15 protein-coding genes are annotated in these 17335 nt (G+C 55.6%); 5 read left to right on the top strand and 10 right to left on the bottom strand.

The window, feature by feature from the left end; translation table 11 throughout:
* Window positions 1-439: 439 nt before the first annotated feature.
* The 3 genes from ABNH10_RS10615 to trmY all read left to right on the top strand — a co-directional run bounded on the left by ABNH10_RS10615 (window position 440) and on the right by trmY (window position 3836).
* Complete coding sequence (locus ABNH10_RS10615) at window positions 440-1312, top strand: hypothetical protein (protein WP_349385897.1); 873 nt, start codon at window positions 440-442, stop codon at window positions 1310-1312.
* Window positions 1313-1389: 77 nt separating this feature from the next.
* Window positions 1390-2835 (top strand): esterase-like activity of phytase family protein, encoded by a 1446-nt coding sequence (locus ABNH10_RS10610; protein WP_349385896.1) that lies wholly within the window; start codon window positions 1390-1392, stop codon window positions 2833-2835.
* Window positions 2836-3233: 398 nt separating this feature from the next.
* Complete coding sequence (trmY, locus tag ABNH10_RS10605; RefSeq protein ID WP_011589015.1) at window positions 3234-3836, top strand: tRNA (pseudouridine(54)-N(1))-methyltransferase TrmY; 603 nt, start codon at window positions 3234-3236, stop codon at window positions 3834-3836.
* 177 nt (window positions 3837-4013) lie between these two features.
* Here the strand turns inward: trmY and ABNH10_RS10600 are convergent, their stop codons facing one another.
* Together ABNH10_RS10600 and ABNH10_RS10595 are read right to left on the bottom strand one after the other, a co-directional pair.
* Complete coding sequence (locus ABNH10_RS10600; protein ID WP_349385895.1) at window positions 4014-4421, bottom strand: SMI1/KNR4 family protein; 408 nt, start codon at window positions 4419-4421, stop codon at window positions 4014-4016.
* Between the two features lie 87 nt (window positions 4422-4508).
* Window positions 4509-5627: a sterol desaturase family protein gene (locus ABNH10_RS10595; RefSeq protein WP_349385894.1), complete on the bottom strand. Its 1119-nt coding sequence runs from the start codon at window positions 5625-5627 to the stop codon at window positions 4509-4511.
* Between the two features lie 334 nt (window positions 5628-5961).
* Here ABNH10_RS10595 and ABNH10_RS10590 point away from each other — a divergent pair, with 334 nt between their 5' ends.
* Both ABNH10_RS10590 and ABNH10_RS10585 read left to right on the top strand, forming a co-directional pair.
* Entirely contained in the window at window positions 5962-7839 is a 1878-nt protein-coding gene (locus ABNH10_RS10590; protein ID WP_349385893.1) for an ATP-binding cassette domain-containing protein, read from the top strand.
* 54 nt (window positions 7840-7893) lie between these two features.
* Window positions 7894-9255: a succinylglutamate desuccinylase/aspartoacylase family protein gene (locus ABNH10_RS10585; protein ID WP_349385892.1), complete on the top strand. Its 1362-nt coding sequence runs from the start codon at window positions 7894-7896 to the stop codon at window positions 9253-9255.
* 78 nt (window positions 9256-9333) lie between these two features.
* Here the strand turns inward: ABNH10_RS10585 and ABNH10_RS10580 are convergent, their stop codons facing one another.
* From ABNH10_RS10580 to ABNH10_RS10545, 8 genes are all read right to left on the bottom strand, one after another.
* The gene (locus ABNH10_RS10580) at window positions 9334-9657 is read right to left on the bottom strand and encodes a ComEA family DNA-binding protein (protein WP_349385891.1); all 324 of its coding nucleotides are present in this window, start codon (window positions 9655-9657) and stop codon (window positions 9334-9336) included.
* A gap of 97 nt (window positions 9658-9754) precedes the next feature.
* The gene (pyrF, locus tag ABNH10_RS10575) at window positions 9755-10450 is read right to left on the bottom strand and encodes an orotidine-5'-phosphate decarboxylase (protein WP_349385890.1); all 696 of its coding nucleotides are present in this window, start codon (window positions 10448-10450) and stop codon (window positions 9755-9757) included.
* Window positions 10451-10647: 197 nt separating this feature from the next.
* Window positions 10648-11817 (bottom strand): lipopolysaccharide assembly protein LapB, encoded by a 1170-nt coding sequence (lapB, locus tag ABNH10_RS10570; protein WP_349385889.1) that lies wholly within the window; start codon window positions 11815-11817, stop codon window positions 10648-10650.
* Window positions 11814-12044, bottom strand: a complete 231-nt coding sequence (locus ABNH10_RS10565; protein WP_011589024.1) for a lipopolysaccharide assembly protein LapA domain-containing protein — start codon at window positions 12042-12044, stop codon at window positions 11814-11816. The genes lapB and ABNH10_RS10565 overlap by 4 nt, the downstream gene beginning before the upstream one ends.
* A gap of 42 nt (window positions 12045-12086) precedes the next feature.
* Window positions 12087-12440, bottom strand: coding sequence for an integration host factor subunit beta (gene ihfB / locus ABNH10_RS10560; RefSeq protein WP_349385888.1), 354 nt, complete (start codon window positions 12438-12440; stop codon window positions 12087-12089).
* Window positions 12441-12507: 67 nt separating this feature from the next.
* Window positions 12508-14190: a 30S ribosomal protein S1 gene (rpsA, locus tag ABNH10_RS10555; RefSeq protein ID WP_011589026.1), complete on the bottom strand. Its 1683-nt coding sequence runs from the start codon at window positions 14188-14190 to the stop codon at window positions 12508-12510.
* Between the two features lie 174 nt (window positions 14191-14364).
* Window positions 14365-15036 (bottom strand): (d)CMP kinase, encoded by a 672-nt coding sequence (cmk, locus tag ABNH10_RS10550; RefSeq protein ID WP_349385887.1) that lies wholly within the window; start codon window positions 15034-15036, stop codon window positions 14365-14367.
* Window positions 15033-17291: a bifunctional prephenate dehydrogenase/3-phosphoshikimate 1-carboxyvinyltransferase gene (locus ABNH10_RS10545; protein WP_349385886.1), complete on the bottom strand. Its 2259-nt coding sequence runs from the start codon at window positions 17289-17291 to the stop codon at window positions 15033-15035. The genes cmk and ABNH10_RS10545 overlap by 4 nt, the downstream gene beginning before the upstream one ends.
* Between the last annotated feature and the right edge of the window lie 44 nt (window positions 17292-17335).

The following is a 17335-nucleotide window of genomic DNA, read 5'->3' as shown; positions in this document are numbered from 1 at the left end:
CATCGGCCACCCGAACAGCGATAGCAGGATGTCCCGAACGTTCTGCCGGGGCGCTTGTGACGACAAAATACACGCGGCGCTCTGCGCCGCTAACGAATAAATAAACCAAGCCCCCTGAGTTACTGGTTTTCTGGATACAGCCTTTTGCAGAGCCCGCTACACGCATAACGAAGTGAACTAAAAGCGATGCACAGTGTGTCGATAACGGGCTATGCCCCTTAGCATGACCAGCCCCCCGTCCTTCAATCGCAAGCTCTGCTAGCAAACTCTCAGCCAGCGTCACTGTACTGTAATTTTTTGCGCCTAAATTAATACGCGTTTCACCGCCGTCCGGTTGTCACTTAGCAGTTTGCACCACTCAGTGCATGCCGATAGTCCTTCAGTGGACATAGAAAATGCTCTCCCTCATCAGGCACAACAAGACACAAGGATTACGGCAATGAGAAATCGCTATCGGCTACTTGCCCTCTTCCTGTTGTTGACCGTCGGCAGTGCGCTGGCCAACCCCGATGTGACCTCCCGCGAATACAAGCTAATGCTACATGTCGCCCCCTTCAGCTATAGCACTGAAAGCGCCACCGTCACCTCGCTGCTCGATGATGCGCATAACGTAATAGAGCACGCTATTAACCGCAGCGTGAGCGGCTTGCCGTGGCTAGAAAAGCAACGCGACATCAGTTTTTTCGATACGCAGGGCAGCTGTGAGCTTCGTCGCCGCGGCTACTCTTTGCGAGAGCGAGTTGAAAACGGTGCCTCCGAGGTCGCGCTAAAGTTTCGTTCCCCAGACCGTTATCTTTCAGATTTCGAGGATGTCTCCTCCGGCACTCCAGGTGCCGAGACGAAACTTGAGTCCGACGTGAGCGCCAATGCCAACGAACCCTTCAAGGTCGTCTATAGCCACTCCACCAAAGCCCCCAACGTGCGCACTATTAATAAAATAGAGGATGTTAACGTCCACTTCCCTGAATTTCAGTCGCACTACGGGCTCGATGATGACCTCGCTTTATCTTTAGTCGGCAACCTGAGCGTGCGCGAACACGTCTATCGCGGTGTCGAAATAGACCTGGGGCAGCACGATGCGCAAATCAGCGTCACCCTCTGGTACCAAGGCATCCCCTCGGGCAGCCAAAAACCGCTAGTCGCCGAAATCTCGTTCAAGTATGAAGACGTATCGGCGGACTACACACGCAAAGTGGTCAACCGCGCCAAGGACTCCTTCGAGGCACTCAAGAGCCTCAGCGGGTGGGTTGATTCCGACGCCAAAACCAAGACCACCTTTGTCTACGAATATATCCCAACATTTTGTCAGTAGCGCGAGCACTGCTCGTGCCCCGTGGCCTTATGCCGGAATAATTTCAGCGATTTTTTTGAAAAAAAGGAATAAAACGGATGTTTAAGAGAAAAGCGTTGCTTACCTCGCTGTTGGCCACTTCCGTGCTCGTCGGCTGCGGTGGCGATAATGACAGTGACGATGAAACAGGCAGTGTAAAAACTGCAGCGGTCTTGGAAAGCTATCCGGCGGCAGGGGTATTCTTATCCTATGATGTGCTGCGCAGCGACCTGATCGATGCCAAAACCCAACAAACATTTGAAGTACGTAACGGGGGTTTCGGCTCCGCAATGACAGCCCATCCCAGCAAGCCCACCCACTTCTACGCCCTTACCGACCGAGGTCCCAACGCCGTTTTCACCGGCGACTACGGCAAGGGAAAGAAGTTTCCAAGCCCGGACTACACCCCGCGTATTGGTTTATTCGAGGTTATGCAGAACGGCCAGATAAACCACGTCAGCACCCTTTTGCTCAAAGACCGCGACGGGAATAACATCAGCGGCCTACCCAATAGCGCCGCCCTGGGCGGCACTGGTGAGACCCCCTACGACGATAACGGCGATCCCATCGTGATCGACAACACCAAGCCCTACAACGAGACCACCAACCCATTCAAACTGGATAATTACGGGCTCGATGGCGAGGGTCTCGTCGCGCTAAGCGATGGAACCTTCTGGGTAAGCGACGAGTATGGACCGCACATTGTCCACTACAATGCCAACGGCGTAGAGATTGACCGTATCAACGCCTTTGCCGACGACACACGCACCAGCATCAACCTGCCAGCGGAGTTCGCTAACCGCCGCGCCAACCGCGGCATGGAAGGATTGGCGATCACTCCGGATGAAAAGACCCTCGTCGGCATTATGCAATCGACTCTGTACAACCCGGACAGTAGCGTCAAAGATCTAAACATCACCCGTATCGTCACGGTTAACCTGGAGACAAAAGAGGTGGGGCAGTACCTGTACAAACAAGAAAAAACTCAAAATTCCAACTCAGAAATTGTCGCCCTAAATGACACCGAATTTCTGGTCATCGAGCGTGACGGCAGCTTCCTTTACGGTGGCCCCGAGGGTGCAAGTGCTGTCACCCCCAGCGCCCAGAAGCATGTCTACCGCATCGACCTGTCCAACGCCACCAACCTTGAGAAGGTAGCCGCCACCACAGACATAGCACAGGACGACGTGCTAGGCCTGACCATCGACAGCAAGACCCTGGAGCAGGTGGTTCTTGCAGACGGCGACTGGAGTACGTTGACCAGTGTAGGCATTGTACCGGCGGAAAAGAGCCTGGTCGTCGATATGGTCGCTGCAGTGAATTTTCCCCACGACAAGATGGAAGGTCTGTGGGTCATTGACGACAACCACCTTGGTGTTCTGAATGATGACGATTTTGCCACTTGGTCCACTGACGGTGAGTTAGAGCAGAAAATGCTCGACACCAACACCATCGACGGAAACCGGCTGTACATCATTGGTGGATTAGACCTGACCAGTAATTAAGCCGGTATAAAGAGGCGGCGGGGACATCTGGCTTGATCTTGCGGTCTCGATATTCCTTGCGCCACTACACCACCTCGAAAGCATTATCGGGAGGATATCCCGGCTCGGCCGCAATGCGCTGAACCTGAATGTCTTCCTGATAACTAAGCTCAACAGCCTTTACTTGCAAGTCTGTAGAATATTGTCAGGCCTTTCTCGGATAGTGTATCGGAGCGCTAGCCACCTCCTCAGGTTAAGAGAAGGTGTCCACTAAAGCGGCTGAACGACAAATGTCTTACACGGGGTTGAAAGGAAGGTTCTTTTGAAAACGGGCTAGGCTCGTTGCTTCACGGGCGGGCCATCACGGGCGGGCCTCCTGTGATGTACAATCCCCTGCACATTTTCTTGAGCCACTGATCATGCGTACCTTCGTTCTCCGCGCCCGTGCCGCTTCTACCCACAGCCAAACCCTGCTCGCCAATGTAGGGGGCGATGCCCATAGCGAGATTCTGGCGCATACTTTAATGAATGCGATCTTTGTGGCTCAGTCCCATCGTGATGACGTGGTGGTGCATTTGGTGCTGGAAAGCACCCAGGACTATTCACGCACCATCACCTTTGTGGCGGCGGAGATGCGAGATATTGGAGGCTTCCATGAGCAGGCATTGCTGGCCAAGGTGGTACGAGCACTGGACGCCTCTGCCGGCATGGGCAAGGAGCAGATGAAGGCCGTGGAAAGCGGCATTACCGTGCGCACACAGAGTTTTGAGAAGGTAGTGAAGGAACTGGCCGAGGATGGGCATCAGTTATACATGATGGACCCGAAAGGCGAGAACATTCGCGAACTAGACTTTGCGCAGAAACCCTGTTTTTTGCTCACTGATCATATTCCCATGCCCAAGAAGAGCTTTAATAGTTTAAAGCGGCTGGGCACGGAGAAAATCAGTTTGGGGCCAACCATGTTGTTTGCGTCGCAGTGCGTGGTGCTCATTAATAATGAACTGGACTTGGCGGGGTTCTGAGAAATCTTCACAGCCTACTGTAAGAGCCCCCTCGAGGTGCGCACCGTGTAAAGAAAAGCTTTTTATCTTGGCGGGCAGTTATCTTGGTAGGCAGAGAGCAGCCCCTTTTTTCTTCGCTTAGGCTGGGGCTCATCTCTGGAAGGAAATACCTACCGGGCGCGTTTTGATGGCGCGAGCTTAACTTTCCAGCCAGACCTCTCTGGCCCATTGCCAAATGCTACCCCATACCTCGTCTTCGTTGATCCCCTGCTCGGGCTGCCACAGCACCACTTCACCTTCCTGTGACATGGCGTAGATGCCATTGGGAGTCTCACAGACGGGAATCAAGTAGCGCGGCAAGCCCTGATTCCAACTATTAGCGGCCATTTCCGGGAGGAAGTTGTGGGCGTAATCGTCCATCACTGTGGCAGGTTCCAGGCTGCCACACACGATATCACTGGCACTAAGCAGGAACGCCTTGTAGTCCGCCGGCAATGAGATCAACAGCTGTTCTTCAATCTCTACCAGCCGGTCTTCGTCTGGTAGCTCCAAGGCGATTAGGCCGCCGTCATGGCATTCGCGCAGCATGTCTACGATGTCATCCATATCAAACCCTTGCTAACCACAGAAGGTACAGAGCACACTTGGAACGTTTTCTTTGTGTGCTCCCTATGCCCTTTGGGTGAAATTGTTTTACCCCCGGCGAAACGGGAACAGGAACTGTTTGACCACCCCTTCGGGTACTTGGGTGCTGGCACGGGTACCGTACTCACCGGCGAGCCGATCCGGCATGATCAGGGTGCCGAACAGTTTATCGTAGATGGGCAGGAAGGCGGCGTAGTTTTTGTCCACTGCTTCGTCTTCTGAAGAATGATGCCAATGATGAAATTCCGGGGTGGCGATCAGCCAGCGCACGCCCGGGAAACGGAAGCGCACATTGGCATGAATAAAGATGGCGTGGAACGACACAAACACCAGGTAGGCATACACGGCCGAGGGCGAAAAACCGAGAATAAAAATTGGCAGGTAGCCAACAAACCGATTAGCGAGAATTTCCACTACATGCAGACGCGAGGATGCCAGCCAGTCCATCTGGGTGGTGGAATGATGCACCGCATGGAACTTCCACAGCCAGGGCACCTCGTGGAAAGCACGGTGAATCCAGTAGCTGCCCAAATCGATTACGATCAGGATTTCGATGAACTGTAGCCACAAGGGCTGGCTCGCAATGGTCTGCTGAAAACCGATATTCACCTTGTCATGCAGAAATACCTGAATCGGGATAACGGTAAAGAAGCTGATCAGCTGCAGTCCCACATGGCTAAACAGGAAATACTTCATGTCGGTGACCCAGCCACCACGCAAGGTCTTCTGCTCCTGGTTTTTCGGGAAGGCGCGCTCCAGCGGAATAAACACCAGCCCCAGTACCAGCAGGGTCAAGATAAAATAGTCCAGCCCGGCATACAGGCTGCGGCCATCCACCGGCGGCATATCCACCCGCCCGGAGCCGATCAATGCAGCCATGCAGGCCAGCACCATACCGATGATGCCGTAACGCCGTTCCTGATGCCGGAAAACGCTGAAAAAACCGCAAGTAAAACCAATCCCGATACCAATAAACAGGGCAATGCGCAGCACATCGGCATTATAGAAAACCCGAAACTCCGGGGTAGTGAACAGTTCCGGATAAAGAAAACAGAAGCTGCCTAACAGCGCCAGCGACCCTAGGCCGATGGAAATCGTCGCTGTGATTTTGCCCTGCCCCGGCGTCAGGTCCACTTCTTCGTAGCGCTCACGCAGAAATTCCGACATTCCCCTTCCCTTTCTTAGTCTATCTTGTCCAGTGGCAAGCCATAGCCACCTGCAATTTTTTACCCCGCCATACTGCCCAGGCCAAGGCCCAACGACCAGTACACGCCCGTAACAAGCTGCTACACTGTGCGTTCAATAAGCCGCTGCAAGCGACCAACCTCAAGCGACAAAGCACACAAATATATCGTGCCTTCATCATCGCCCCGTTCTGCGCACCCTATCCGTACGCGCAGATAAACGCTGAATGCTATAGACGCGTGATGGCGGCTTATAACTTGTGGCTGGTCGCTTGCAGCCTGGCCCTTAATACTCACATATTTGACCAACCGACTGTATGCCTTTACTCACGCTTCGCGACATTCAACTCAGTTACGGACAACAACCGCTGCTGGACCACGTTAACCTATCCATCGACACGGGGGAGCGGCTGTGTTTGATCGGCCGAAACGGTGCCGGCAAGTCCACTCTGATGAAGGTCATCGCCGAGGAAATCCAGGCCGATGACGGCCAGATCGAGAAGACTCAGGGGCTAAGTGTGGCTCGCTTGGAACAGGAAGTCCCAGACGACCAAGAGCACAGTGTGCATTTCATGGTGGCCGAGGGGCTGGGTGAACAAGGCGCCCTGCTTAGCGAGCACGCAGAACTGGTGCACCATCTGGGCGACGGAGACGACAAGGTTCTGGCCCGTTTTGAAGAGCTTAGCAGCGAAATTGAGGCCCGTGGTGCCTGGCAGCTGTCCCAACGGGTGGATACGGTGCTTTCCAAGCTCAACCTGGACGGCGACATGCCTTTCGCTGGCCTCTCTGGTGGTATGAAGCGGCGCGTACTGCTGGCCCGGGCACTGGTGCAAGACCCGGACATCCTGCTTCTGGACGAACCCACTAACCATCTGGATATGGAATCCATCCAGTGGCTTGAAGAATTTCTGAAAAACGTCGGCACAACGCTGGTCTTTATTTCCCACGACCGGGCCTTCATTCGCTCCCTGGCCACTCGTATTATCGAGCTGGATCGGGGCAAGCTGACCAGCTGGCCCGGCAGTTACGAAAAGTACCTAAGCGGCAAGCAGGCAGCACTGGATGCGGAAGAAAGGGCCAACGCCGAGTTTGATAAAAAACTTAGCCAGGAAGAGAAATGGATTCGCCAGGGTATCAAGGCCCGCCGCACCCGTAATGAAGGCCGGGTACGGGCCCTGAAAACCATGCGCGATGAATTTTCCCAGCGTCGCAGCCGCACGGGCACCGCCAGCCTGACCATCCAAAGCAGCGATAACTCCGGCAAGATTGTGGTGGAGGCCGATAGCATCAGTTATGCCGTGGGCGGCAAACAGATTGTGCGGGATTTTTCCGTGGCCTTGATGCGTGGCGACCGGGTGGGAATTCTCGGGCCCAACGGCTGTGGCAAGTCCACCCTGATCCGCCTGCTACTGGACAGGCTGACCCCGGACAGTGGCACTGTTAAACAGGGCACCCAGTTACAGGTGGCCTATTTCGATCAGCTACGCGATACCTTGGACGAAGAAAAAAGCGTTATCGACAACGTGGCGGAAGGCTCCGATGTCATTAACCTGAATGGCCAAAGCAAACATGTAATCGGCTATTTACAAGATTTTCTATTCGACCCCGCTCGGGTCCGCCAACCAGTGAAATCGCTCTCAGGCGGCGAACGCAACCGCCTTTTACTGGCCAAACTATTCACCAGGCCATTCAATCTTTTGGTACTCGATGAGCCCACCAACGACCTTGATGCAGAAACTCTGGAACTCCTGGAAGAACAGCTGATCAATTACCAGGGCACTCTGCTGCTCGTCAGCCACGACCGTGAGTTCATCGACAATGTGGTGACCTCCACTCTGGTTTTCGAACACGGTGGCTTGAACAACTATGTGGGCGGCTATCAGGACTGGTTACGCCAGCGCCCGGAACCCACGCGGGAAAAAGCCGTCAAAGCCGCCAAGCAGGTCACGGCGGATAAACCCGCTGCACCGCGCAAAAAACGGTCATACAAGGATCAACGGGAGCTGGAACAATTACCTGCTCGTATTGAACAACTGGAAACGGACTTGGATGCGGTACAAACCCGCATGTCTGACCCAGACTTTTACAAGGGTGACGCGGCGCAAATCAGTGCTGCACAAACGCAGCAAAGCGAGCTGGAACAGCAGCTGGCAGAGGCCTTTGCCCGCTGGGATGAACTGGACCAGCTCGGCTAGCACTGGCGCAGCGCGGCGGCCCTGAACACGGACAACACTATCCAAGGAGCCATTGTGCACAAACCTCTGTCATGGATAACGCTGGGCACCCTGTCATTACTGGCCACTCTGGCCCAACCCGTTTGGGCCACCGAGGTGGAAGACGAAGAGCGAGCGTTGGAGCGGCAACAAGAGACCGATGCGGACGCACCGAATAACCCCCTCCATCGGGCAGCGAGCTCAAACACCGATGGCGCTGATACCGACGAGGCCGAAGGCGAAGCTGAACCTGCGGGGCCAGACCCGCTACCACTGCTTGGCCAGACGGTGCAGCCCGGCACCTTCGCTACCCTGCACTGGACTCCGGATCAGTCGTTTGCCTCCATCGCCACTCCGGTCCCGGTGCTCGTCGCCCATGGCGAGAAACCCGGCCCTACGCTGTGCCTCACCGCCGCTATTCACGGTGATGAGTTAAACGGTATTGAGATGGTTCGGCGGCTCATGTACGAACTGGAGCCTGACGAACTGGCCGGTACTGTGATCGGCGTTCCCATTGTTAATCTGGACGGTTTTCGCAGCGGCACCCGCTACCTGAGCGACCGCCGCGACCTGAACCGCTACTTCCCCGGCAACAAGGATGGCAGCGCAGCCAGCCGTGTCGCCCACTCGTTGTTCGGAAACATCGTCAGCCACTGCGACTACCTGGTAGACCTGCATACAGGCTCCCAAAAGCGGGTTAACCAGCCCCAACTGCGTGCCGATTTAGACAATCAGGACGTGGTCGCTTTCGCCAAACACTTTGGCGGCATGACCGTACTGCACAGCCCTGGGGTGACCGGCATGCTCCGTGATGCGGCGGTGAAAGAGGGTATTGTCGCCGTAACCATGGAAGCCGGCGGCCCGAACCGGCTGGAAACCCAAGCGGTGAACTATGGTGTACAGGCCATAGAAACCCTGCTGGAAAACCTGGAAATGCGCAAAGCCAGCCGGTTTTGGAGTGCGCCACAGCCGGTATTTTTCGAATCAGAGTGGATCCGCGCAAGCCAGGGCGGAATTCTGCTATCTGAGGTGGAACTGAACGACAAAGTAAAAAAAGGACAGATACTGGGCACCGTGACCGACCCGATCAGCAATACTGGCAGCGCCATTATCGCCCCCTATAACGGGCGAGTACTAGGCATGGCGGTGAACCAGGTGGTTCACGCCGGGTTCGCGGCGTTTCGAATCGGTGAAGTGAAGAGCACCGAGGAAGTGGAAGCTCAGGCTGAAAAAGCCAGCAAGAAAAAAGAAGAAAAGGAAAACAACGAAGATAAATCAGAGCCTGAGGGTGAACCTGTACCACCCAAGGCGCCACGGCCTGAGCCTGACGTGGATCGCGCTGAAGATATCAGCGCCATCGATCCTCAGAACGATGAGGATAACGAACCGCACCCCTGATGAACGCGCTCAGCCGCAGCCAGGAACTCGTCCCTGGCTGCGGCACCTTGGCCTGGGTGTATGCCCCAAGTGGTATTGTTATTGCACCACAATCTGATCGCGCATTTTTGCCAGTGTTTGCTCGCCAATACCTTTAATCGCCAACAACTGATCCGGGCTGGTAAAGCTGCCCTGGGCATTACGGAAATCAATAATCGCTTGGGCCGTTTTCGGGCCGACCCCGTTCAATTGTTCCAGTTCGGCCATGTCCGCCGTATTCAGGTTGATGGGGTGACTTTGCGCTTGAGAACCGGTGTCGGTTTTGGCTGCCTCCGGGCCGGAAGCAGCCTGCAGATCGGCAGCCCAAGCGGGCATCACCAACGCCATCAACAGAGGCAGAATAGCAATGTAATATTTTTTCATGTGAAATCTCCTTAATTTTATTCTGAATGGAGATGTCACCTTAAAGAGGGAGGAATACCGCTGTTATCCGTCAACGGCAAATGCTGCTGTAAGCCAGTTATGCCAAGCTGTGTAGTATAGCGTCGACTACGTCCGTAGGCGTTTCCGACTGAGTGATGGGCCGACCGATCACCATATAATCCACCCCGGCATCACGAGCCTGTACCGGCGTAAGCACCCGGCGCTGATCTCCTGCCGCGGTGCCTTGCGGTCGAATACCCGGGGTCACCAGTTCAAAGGTGGGGCCACAGGCTTGCTTTAAGAGCCCCGCCTCTTGGGCTGAACAAACCACACCATCCATCCCCGACGCTTTCGCCAATTCTGCCAGCCGCTGCACCTGTACTTTGGGCACATCGACAACGCCCACCTGCTCCAAATCGCTATCATCCATGCTGGTGAGCACCGTCACCGCAATCAGATGTGGGCGCTGGACATGGTTGGCAATGGCATTAGCTGCGCCTTCCATCATCCGCTGGCCGCCGCTGGCGTGCACGTTCACCATCCATACCCCCATGTCTGCGGCTGCCGCCACAGCCCCTGCCACGGTGTTGGGAATGTCGTGAAATTTCAGATCCAGAAACACCTCGAACCCCAGCTTGTGCAAGGAGTCCACCACCGCCGGGCCACTGCGAGTGAAGATTTCCTTGCCCACTTTCACCCGCACCTTGGCCGGATCCAGCTGTTGCGCCATGGCCAGAGCATGAGCGGCATCCGGGTAATCCAAAGCAACAATAACGGGGCTGGAAATCGTCATGGGGGAATCCTCAGGTGTGGGAGCGCAGGTATGTTAGGTGTTGCGAGATAGCGGTTCAAGAAGTCGGGGGTGCTCACCGCAACGCGACAAAATATAGCGAAACCGAATTGTCTGTTGGTCACGCAGTTAGGACACAAAGTATTCACGGCCAAGAGCTGCAAGCCGAGCGATACTCTGTTTCGCGTTGTAGCGTGTGGCTATGCTTCCTTCACCACCGGCTTAATGGTGCCCCAGCGTTTGCAGCTTGGGCAGCGCCACTGCATCAGCGGCGTTTCAAAACCACAACGACGGCACTTATACAGGCTCTTGTCGTTGAGTAACTTCTCCGACACCTGCTTGAGCATATCCAGATGCTCACGGGCTTCGCCCTCTGCGGTGCTGGCTAGGCTCATGTCGATAATGCGGTTAAGCCCACGCACTGACGGGTTGGCCTTCATATACTCACGAATAAAGTCTGCCGCTTCCTTGTCGCCATAACGCTCTTTGAGCGTTTCCGAGAGCAGCAGTATCCGCGTGGTACTGGGTTTCTCGGCGCTGTAATCGGCTAACATCTGAATAAATTCTTCTTCTTTCTCTAGATGCTGAAAACACTGCCGCAAGCGTTCCAGGGTTTCATCGAAGAAATCGCTGTCTTGGGTCCACACCCGCTGGAAAGCATCGATGGCCGCCTGCCAATGCGACTCGATCATTTCCAGATCACCCTCGGCCAGGCTAGCGCGCACGCACTGGTTATCAAACGAGAGCGCTCGGCGGAGCATCCGGCGGGCCGGGTTGGTATCACCATCACGGCGCAGGTTGTCCGCCTGTTCACAACAGAACTGCGCCAGCACTGGCGCCAAGTTCGCACGGCTCTTGAGCAGACGCTCGCCCATGCTGATGGCGTTGACCCAGTCACGCTCCTGTTCATACAGGCCCATTAACTGCTCGCAAACGTCATCCTTTGCTTGGCAGTCCTGGTCCAGCATTTCCAGCAATACTTGTTCGGCCAGATCAAAGATGCCACTGGCCAGATAATCCTGGGCCAGCTCCAGCTGAATTTCTTCCTGTACCCTGCGGCCGTAGTCGCCGTGTTCAAGCAGGTGGGTATGCAGCTGCGCGGCGCGGTCAAACTCGCCTCGCTTGCGAAACAGCTTGCCCAGGGCCAGATGGGTTTCCAGCCCTTCTTCACTCGCATCTAAGCCATTGAGCAAGGTTTCAATACCCTTGTCCGGCTCTTCATTGAGAAAGAAATTGATACCGGCCACATAATCCTTGGACAAGGAAGCCATGCGGCGGCGCTGGCGGCGCTTGCTCTCGCGCCGCCCCATAAAAAAACCGGCAGAAATCGCTACAAAAAATAGCGGAATCAGCCACAACGATTCGCTCATGAAAACAGGCCCTTGATACCTCGCAGGCCAACCCCCGCCAACAGTCCAACCAACAGGCCGATTGCCAACACAGAGATCACCAGCACACCCAAAGAAACCTGCCATTGCCAGGAGTCCACTAACAGGTCGATCATTACTAGGTCACGATTGCTGGTAACAAAAAGAAAAGCGATAAGGAAAATGGCCACAACAGCCAAGATCACCAAAATCCGGTAAAGGTTTCGCATCAGAAACGTCCTTTTCTGGCCAGGCTCGAAAGCCAGGCAACACTAACTGGCGGCAGCTTGATTGCCGTTACTGCCGTTATTATCAACATCTACGCCGGAATCTGCACTCAGCGATTCGTTGACCCGCTCACGCAGCTCTTTACCAGGTTTGAAGTGAGGAACGTGCTTACCGTGCAGCTCAACACTGGCACCGGTTTTAGGATTGCGACCCACTCGTGGGGCGCGGAAATGGAGGGAAAAACTGCCGAAGCCGCGAATTTCAATGCGACCACCGCCGGCCAATGAATCGGCCATTTGTTCAATCAATGTTTTTACTGCCAGTTCCACATCCTTGGGCGACAGCTGCGCTTGCCGGTCGGCGATGCGCTCAATCAGTTCTGACTTGGTTAATGCCATTACAGCTTACTCCCTGGGCTCCCAGCCCAGTGGGGCCGGCGCGATGCCGGCCCCCGGGAGGAGCCATTTATGACTCGTTGCTGCTTTCCATTTGTTTCTTGATCAAGTCACCAATGGTCTTCGGAGCGTTGGCGTCTTGCTGCTCCTGATGGCCTTCGATGGCTTCACGCTCATCAGCTTGGTCCTTGGACTTGATGGACAAGCTGAGAACACGGTTCTTACGGTCAACGTTGGTGATCTTGGCTTCCACCTCGTCACCGACCTTAAGCACCTCGGTCGCATCGTTAACGCGGTCGCGGCTAATTTCGCTGGCGCGCAGGGTGGCTTCAACGTTCTCAGCCAGCTCAACAATAGCCGCTTTCGCGTCTACTGCCTTCACTACACCCTTAACGATAGTTCCCTTGTCGTTTGCAGCAACATACTGAGCAAACGGATCATCTGTCAACTGCTTGATACCCAAGGAAATTCTTTCGCGCTCTGCATCAATAGACAGTACCACGGTTTCCAGCTCATCGCCCTTGTTGAAGTTACGCACGGCGTCTTCGCCCTGCTCTTCCCAGGAAATGTCGGACAAGTGCACCAGGCCATCAATCCCACCTTCCAAGCCAATGAAGATGCCGAAGTCGGTGATGGACTTGATTTTGCCGCTAATGCGCTCGCCTTTCTGGTACTTCTCTTCGAAGGCATCCCACGGGTTGGACTGACACTGCTTGATACCCAGGGAGATACGACGACGGTCTTCGTCGATGTCCAGGATCATCACTTCCACTTCGTCGCCAATCTCTACAACCTTGGACGGGTGAATGTTTTTGTTGGTCCAATCCATTTCGGAAACGTGAACCAGGCCTTCCACACCTTCTTCGATTTCGGCAAAGCAGCCGTAATCGGTCAGGTTGGTTACCTTGGCTTTCACGCGGGTGCCTTCTGGGTACTTGCCCACGATATCGTGCCACGGATCTTCGCCCAGCTGCTTGAGACCCAGGGAAACACGCATCTTCTCGCGATCGAACTTGAGCACCTTAACGTCGATTTCCTGACCCACTTCCACGATCTCGCTCGGGTGCTTGATACGCTTCCAAGCCATGTCGGTAATGTGCAGCAGGCCGTCGATACCACCCAGATCTACGAACGCACCGTAGTCGGTCAGGTTCTTCACGATACCTTTGACTTCCATGCCTTCCTGCAGGGATTCCAGCAGTTGCTCGCGCTCTGCGCTGTGCTCTGCTTCCATCACGGCACGACGGGAAACCACTACGTTGTTACGCTTGGGATCGAGTTTGATGACCTTGAAGTCCAACTCTTTGCCTTCCAGATGCGCAACATCGCGAACCGGACGAATATCAACCAGTGAGCCAGGCAAGAAAGCGCGGATCGGGCCGATGTCCACAGTGAAGCCACCCTTCACCTTGCCGGAAATCATACCTTTTACGATCTCGTCTTCGTCGAAAGCTTTTTCCAGCTCGCCCCAAACTTCGGCGCGCTTGGCTTTTTCACGGGACAGACGGGTGAAGCCCATACCATCGTCGATGGCGTCTACGGCAACATCTACTTCATCGCCTTCGACTATTTCCAGCTCGCCTGCCTCGTTAAGGAATTCTTCACGGGCAATAATGCCTTCAGATTTCAGGCCTGCGTTAACGGTTACCCAATCGCTATCGATGGATACAACCGTACCCTTGATAATGGAGCCACGGGCAACGTCCAGGTCCTTTAGGCTTTCTTCAAAGAGATCAGCAAAAGATTCAGTCATTAAATTCACTCAGTTTTCGCACATGCCAACCAGCAGACATGGGTTAGTCAATAGATGAGATCCGCCCTTCCCCAGCTGGCTTACTTTTTCAGGGTTGAGCAGATCGGCCGCTTAACACAGAGTTACCCCACGATGGCGGTCCACCGAAGGGCGCTAACGAAATGTGCGCTACCGTTACACCAGTTGGCGTGCGGCAGCCTCATCAAGAATCCGGTTTACCACTTCATCAACCGTCAGGGTGGTGGAATCAATCACCACGGCATCGTCTGCCGGGCGCAACGGCGCCACCTCCCGGTTCATGTCACGGTCATCCCGGGTGCGGATGTCCTCGACGAGGGTCGGGAGGGTAGCACCAAAGCCCTTTTCCTTCAACTGCTCAAAACGCCGTCTGGCGCGCTCTTCAGCGCTGGCAGTCAGGTAAATTTTGAGCGGTGCGGAGGTAAACACCACGGTTCCCATGTCACGGCCATCGGCCACCAGACCGGGTGATTCCGCAAAAACCCGCTGACGGGCCAATAGTGCGTCTCGCACAGGCTGCAATACCGCCACCTGGCTGGCCAATTCGCCGACACTTTCCTGGCGGATGATATTGGATACATCTTCGCCCGCAAGAATCACCGCAGTATTGCCTTGCTGCTCCACAAACCGTACTGGCAAGTCTTCCGCAAGGGCAATTAATGCAGGCTCGTCGTCTAGGGCAACCCCTTGATTTCTAGCATGATAGCCAAGCACACGGTACAGCGCACCGGAATCCAAAAGATGCCACCCCAAGCGGATTGCCACCCGCCGGGCCACCGTGCCTTTGCCGGAGGATACCGGCCCATCAATGGTTAAAATCGGGGTCATTTCACCTCCAGCTTCAGGCCTGCATGGGTCGCCAACTGGGCGAACCCGGGGAAGCTGGTGGCCACGTTGGCGCAATCATGAATAGTAATGGGGCCAGTGGCGCGCAGGGCCGCCATGGCAAAGCTCATGGCAATGCGGTGGTCACCATGGGACTGCACCTCCCCACCACCAAACTCACCACCGGTAATACGAATACCGTCGTCAAACACTTCGTGGCTCACACCCAGCGCAGCAAGGCCATCGGCCATCACCTGAATACGATCGGATTCTTTCACTCGCAGCTCTTCTGCTCCGCGCAGCACCGTGTCGCCCTGGGCACAGGCAGCGGCGATGAAAATGGCCGGAAATTCATCAATGGCCAAAGGCACCAGCGCTTCGGGTATCTCAATACCCTTGAGCTGAGCGGCGTTAACCACCAGATCCGCCACCGGCTCACCGCCTGCATCGCGCTGGTTTTCCAGGCGAATATCCGCACCCATCAGCTTGAGAATATCGATTACACCGGTCCGGGTAGGGTTGATCCCCACGTGCGGTAGCGTCACTTCACTGTTAGCGGCAATGGAAGCGCCCACCAGGAAAAAGGCGGCAGAGGAGATATCCGCGGGCACCTCCAATTTGCCCGCAGTGAGCTTGCCGCCACCGGACAGTGCACTGGTGGCGCCGTCTCGACGCACTTCATAACCAAAACCACCCAGCATGCGTTCAGTGTGATCACGGGTAGGCGCCGGTTCCGTTACTGATGTTTCGCCATCAGCATAGAGCCCGCCCAATAGCACCGCTGATTTCACTTGAGCAGACGCCATGGGCAAGTCGTAATGGAAGCCTTTAAGGGACTGGCTACCACGAATACGCACTGGCGGGCGACCGTCTGTACCGGTGGTAATCTGAGCCCCCATTTCGCGTAACGGCTTGGCCACCCTCTCCATGGGGCGCTTGGACAGGGACGCATCCCCGGTCAACTCCACATCAAAGGACTGCCCCGCCAGCAAGCCGGTGAGTAACCGCATGGAGGTGCCTGAGTTACCCATGTACAAGGCTTTCTCGGGAGCTTTGAGGCCATGCAAGCCCACGCCATGGATAGTGACCTGGCCGTTATGAGGCCCTTCAATCACTACTCCCATGTCACGGAAAGCTTGCAAGGTGGCAAGCGCATCCTCCCCTTCCAGGAACCCTTCCACCTGAGTAACGCCTTCTGCCAGCGAACCGAGCATGATGGAGCGATGGGACATGGATTTATCGCCCGGCACGCGCAGGCGCCCCTGCAATTGACCACCGGGAGCCACCACAAAAGTGGGGTTGGTTGTGGCGTGAGTATTGTCTGTCATGGTTGTGTCGTCACCTACACTCTGAACACTATGGGCGCGGGTATAAGAGGTGCGCCCGTTCATGGCCAAAAAATGGGCCCGCGCCGTATTGGCCCGGGTCATGATGCCCATCAGGGCATCGGAATCCTCGTTTTCCACCGCCTGGCGGAAGCGATCGATACCATCGCTGAACTGTCCCAGCGCCTGCAGCAAAGCCGCCTTGTTTTCACGAAAAATGTCATGCCACATCACCGGGTCGGAGCTGGCGATGCGGGTGAAGTCGCGAAAACCGCCGGCAGCATAGCGGAAGATCTCGGTGGAATCTCCCTGTCTGGCCAGCGTATCCACCAGAGAGAACGCCAGCAGATGCGGCAGGTGGCTGGTTTCCGCCAGCACCTGATCGTGATAATGCGGCGTCATTTGCAGCACCTCCGCCCCCATGCGCGTCCACAGGGCGCGGACACTGGCGGTGGCCGCTGGGTCGGTGGCATCCGTGGGGGTCAGAATCACCCGGTGATTACGATATAACTGCGCATCCGCCGCGCTTACGCCGCTTTTTTCCTTGCCTGCAATGGGGTGTCCTGGCACAAAGCGGGCGTAGTGGGCGCCCAGAGCATCGCGGGCCGCATTGACCACGTTGCCTTTCACGCTACCCCCATCGGTGACGATAACTCCGTTCGACAGCCCCGGCTTCAATGCCGACAGCACCGTACCCATGGCGGATACTGGGGTAGAAACAAACACCAGATCGGCGCCGGCCACAGCCTCTGCCAAATCCTGGCTGCCGCTATCGACAATACCCAAAGCAATGCCTTGCTCTAGGGTACGGGCAGAACGAGAGCCCGCCACAATGGAACGCGCCAGGCCATTTTCCCGGGCAGCGGCGGCGAAGGAGCCACCAATCAGGCCAAGGCCAATCACCGCAATACGATTAAACAAAGGCTCAGGCATCACGGCATTCCCGTTTCTCTACAGGAACGCGTTTCGGGGTGTGA

The organism is Alcanivorax sp. (assembly GCF_040119285.1).
GTDB lineage: Bacteria > Pseudomonadota > Gammaproteobacteria > Pseudomonadales > Alcanivoracaceae > Alcanivorax.
The sequence above is the reverse complement of the archived record's forward strand: the minus strand, read 5'-3'. Positions and strand labels throughout refer to the sequence as shown.

Coding starts and splice junctions, on each gene's coding strand:
- rpsA (WP_011589026.1), bottom strand. CDS start 14,190: ATGACTGAATCTTTTGCTGATCTCTTTGAAGAAAGCCTAAAGGACCTG.
- ABNH10_RS10545 (WP_349385886.1), bottom strand. CDS start 17,291: ATGCCTGAGCCTTTGTTTAATCGTATTGCGGTGATTGGCCTTGGCCTG.
- pyrF (WP_349385890.1), bottom strand. CDS start 10,450: ATGACGATTTCCAGCCCCGTTATTGTTGCTTTGGATTACCCGGATGCC.
- ABNH10_RS10595 (WP_349385894.1), bottom strand. CDS start 5,627: ATGTCGGAATTTCTGCGTGAGCGCTACGAAGAAGTGGACCTGACGCCG.
- ABNH10_RS10590 (WP_349385893.1), top strand. CDS start 5,962: ATGCCTTTACTCACGCTTCGCGACATTCAACTCAGTTACGGACAACAA.
- ABNH10_RS10615 (WP_349385897.1), top strand. CDS start 440: ATGAGAAATCGCTATCGGCTACTTGCCCTCTTCCTGTTGTTGACCGTC.
- ihfB (WP_349385888.1), bottom strand. CDS start 12,440: ATGGCATTAACCAAGTCAGAACTGATTGAGCGCATCGCCGACCGGCAA.
- ABNH10_RS10610 (WP_349385896.1), top strand. CDS start 1,390: ATGTTTAAGAGAAAAGCGTTGCTTACCTCGCTGTTGGCCACTTCCGTG.
- trmY (WP_011589015.1), top strand. CDS start 3,234: ATGCGTACCTTCGTTCTCCGCGCCCGTGCCGCTTCTACCCACAGCCAA.
- lapB (WP_349385889.1), bottom strand. CDS start 11,817: ATGAGCGAATCGTTGTGGCTGATTCCGCTATTTTTTGTAGCGATTTCT.
- cmk (WP_349385887.1), bottom strand. CDS start 15,036: ATGACCCCGATTTTAACCATTGATGGGCCGGTATCCTCCGGCAAAGGC.
- ABNH10_RS10600 (WP_349385895.1), bottom strand. CDS start 4,421: ATGGATGACATCGTAGACATGCTGCGCGAATGCCATGACGGCGGCCTA.
- ABNH10_RS10580 (WP_349385891.1), bottom strand. CDS start 9,657: ATGAAAAAATATTACATTGCTATTCTGCCTCTGTTGATGGCGTTGGTG.
- ABNH10_RS10565 (WP_011589024.1), bottom strand. CDS start 12,044: ATGCGAAACCTTTACCGGATTTTGGTGATCTTGGCTGTTGTGGCCATT.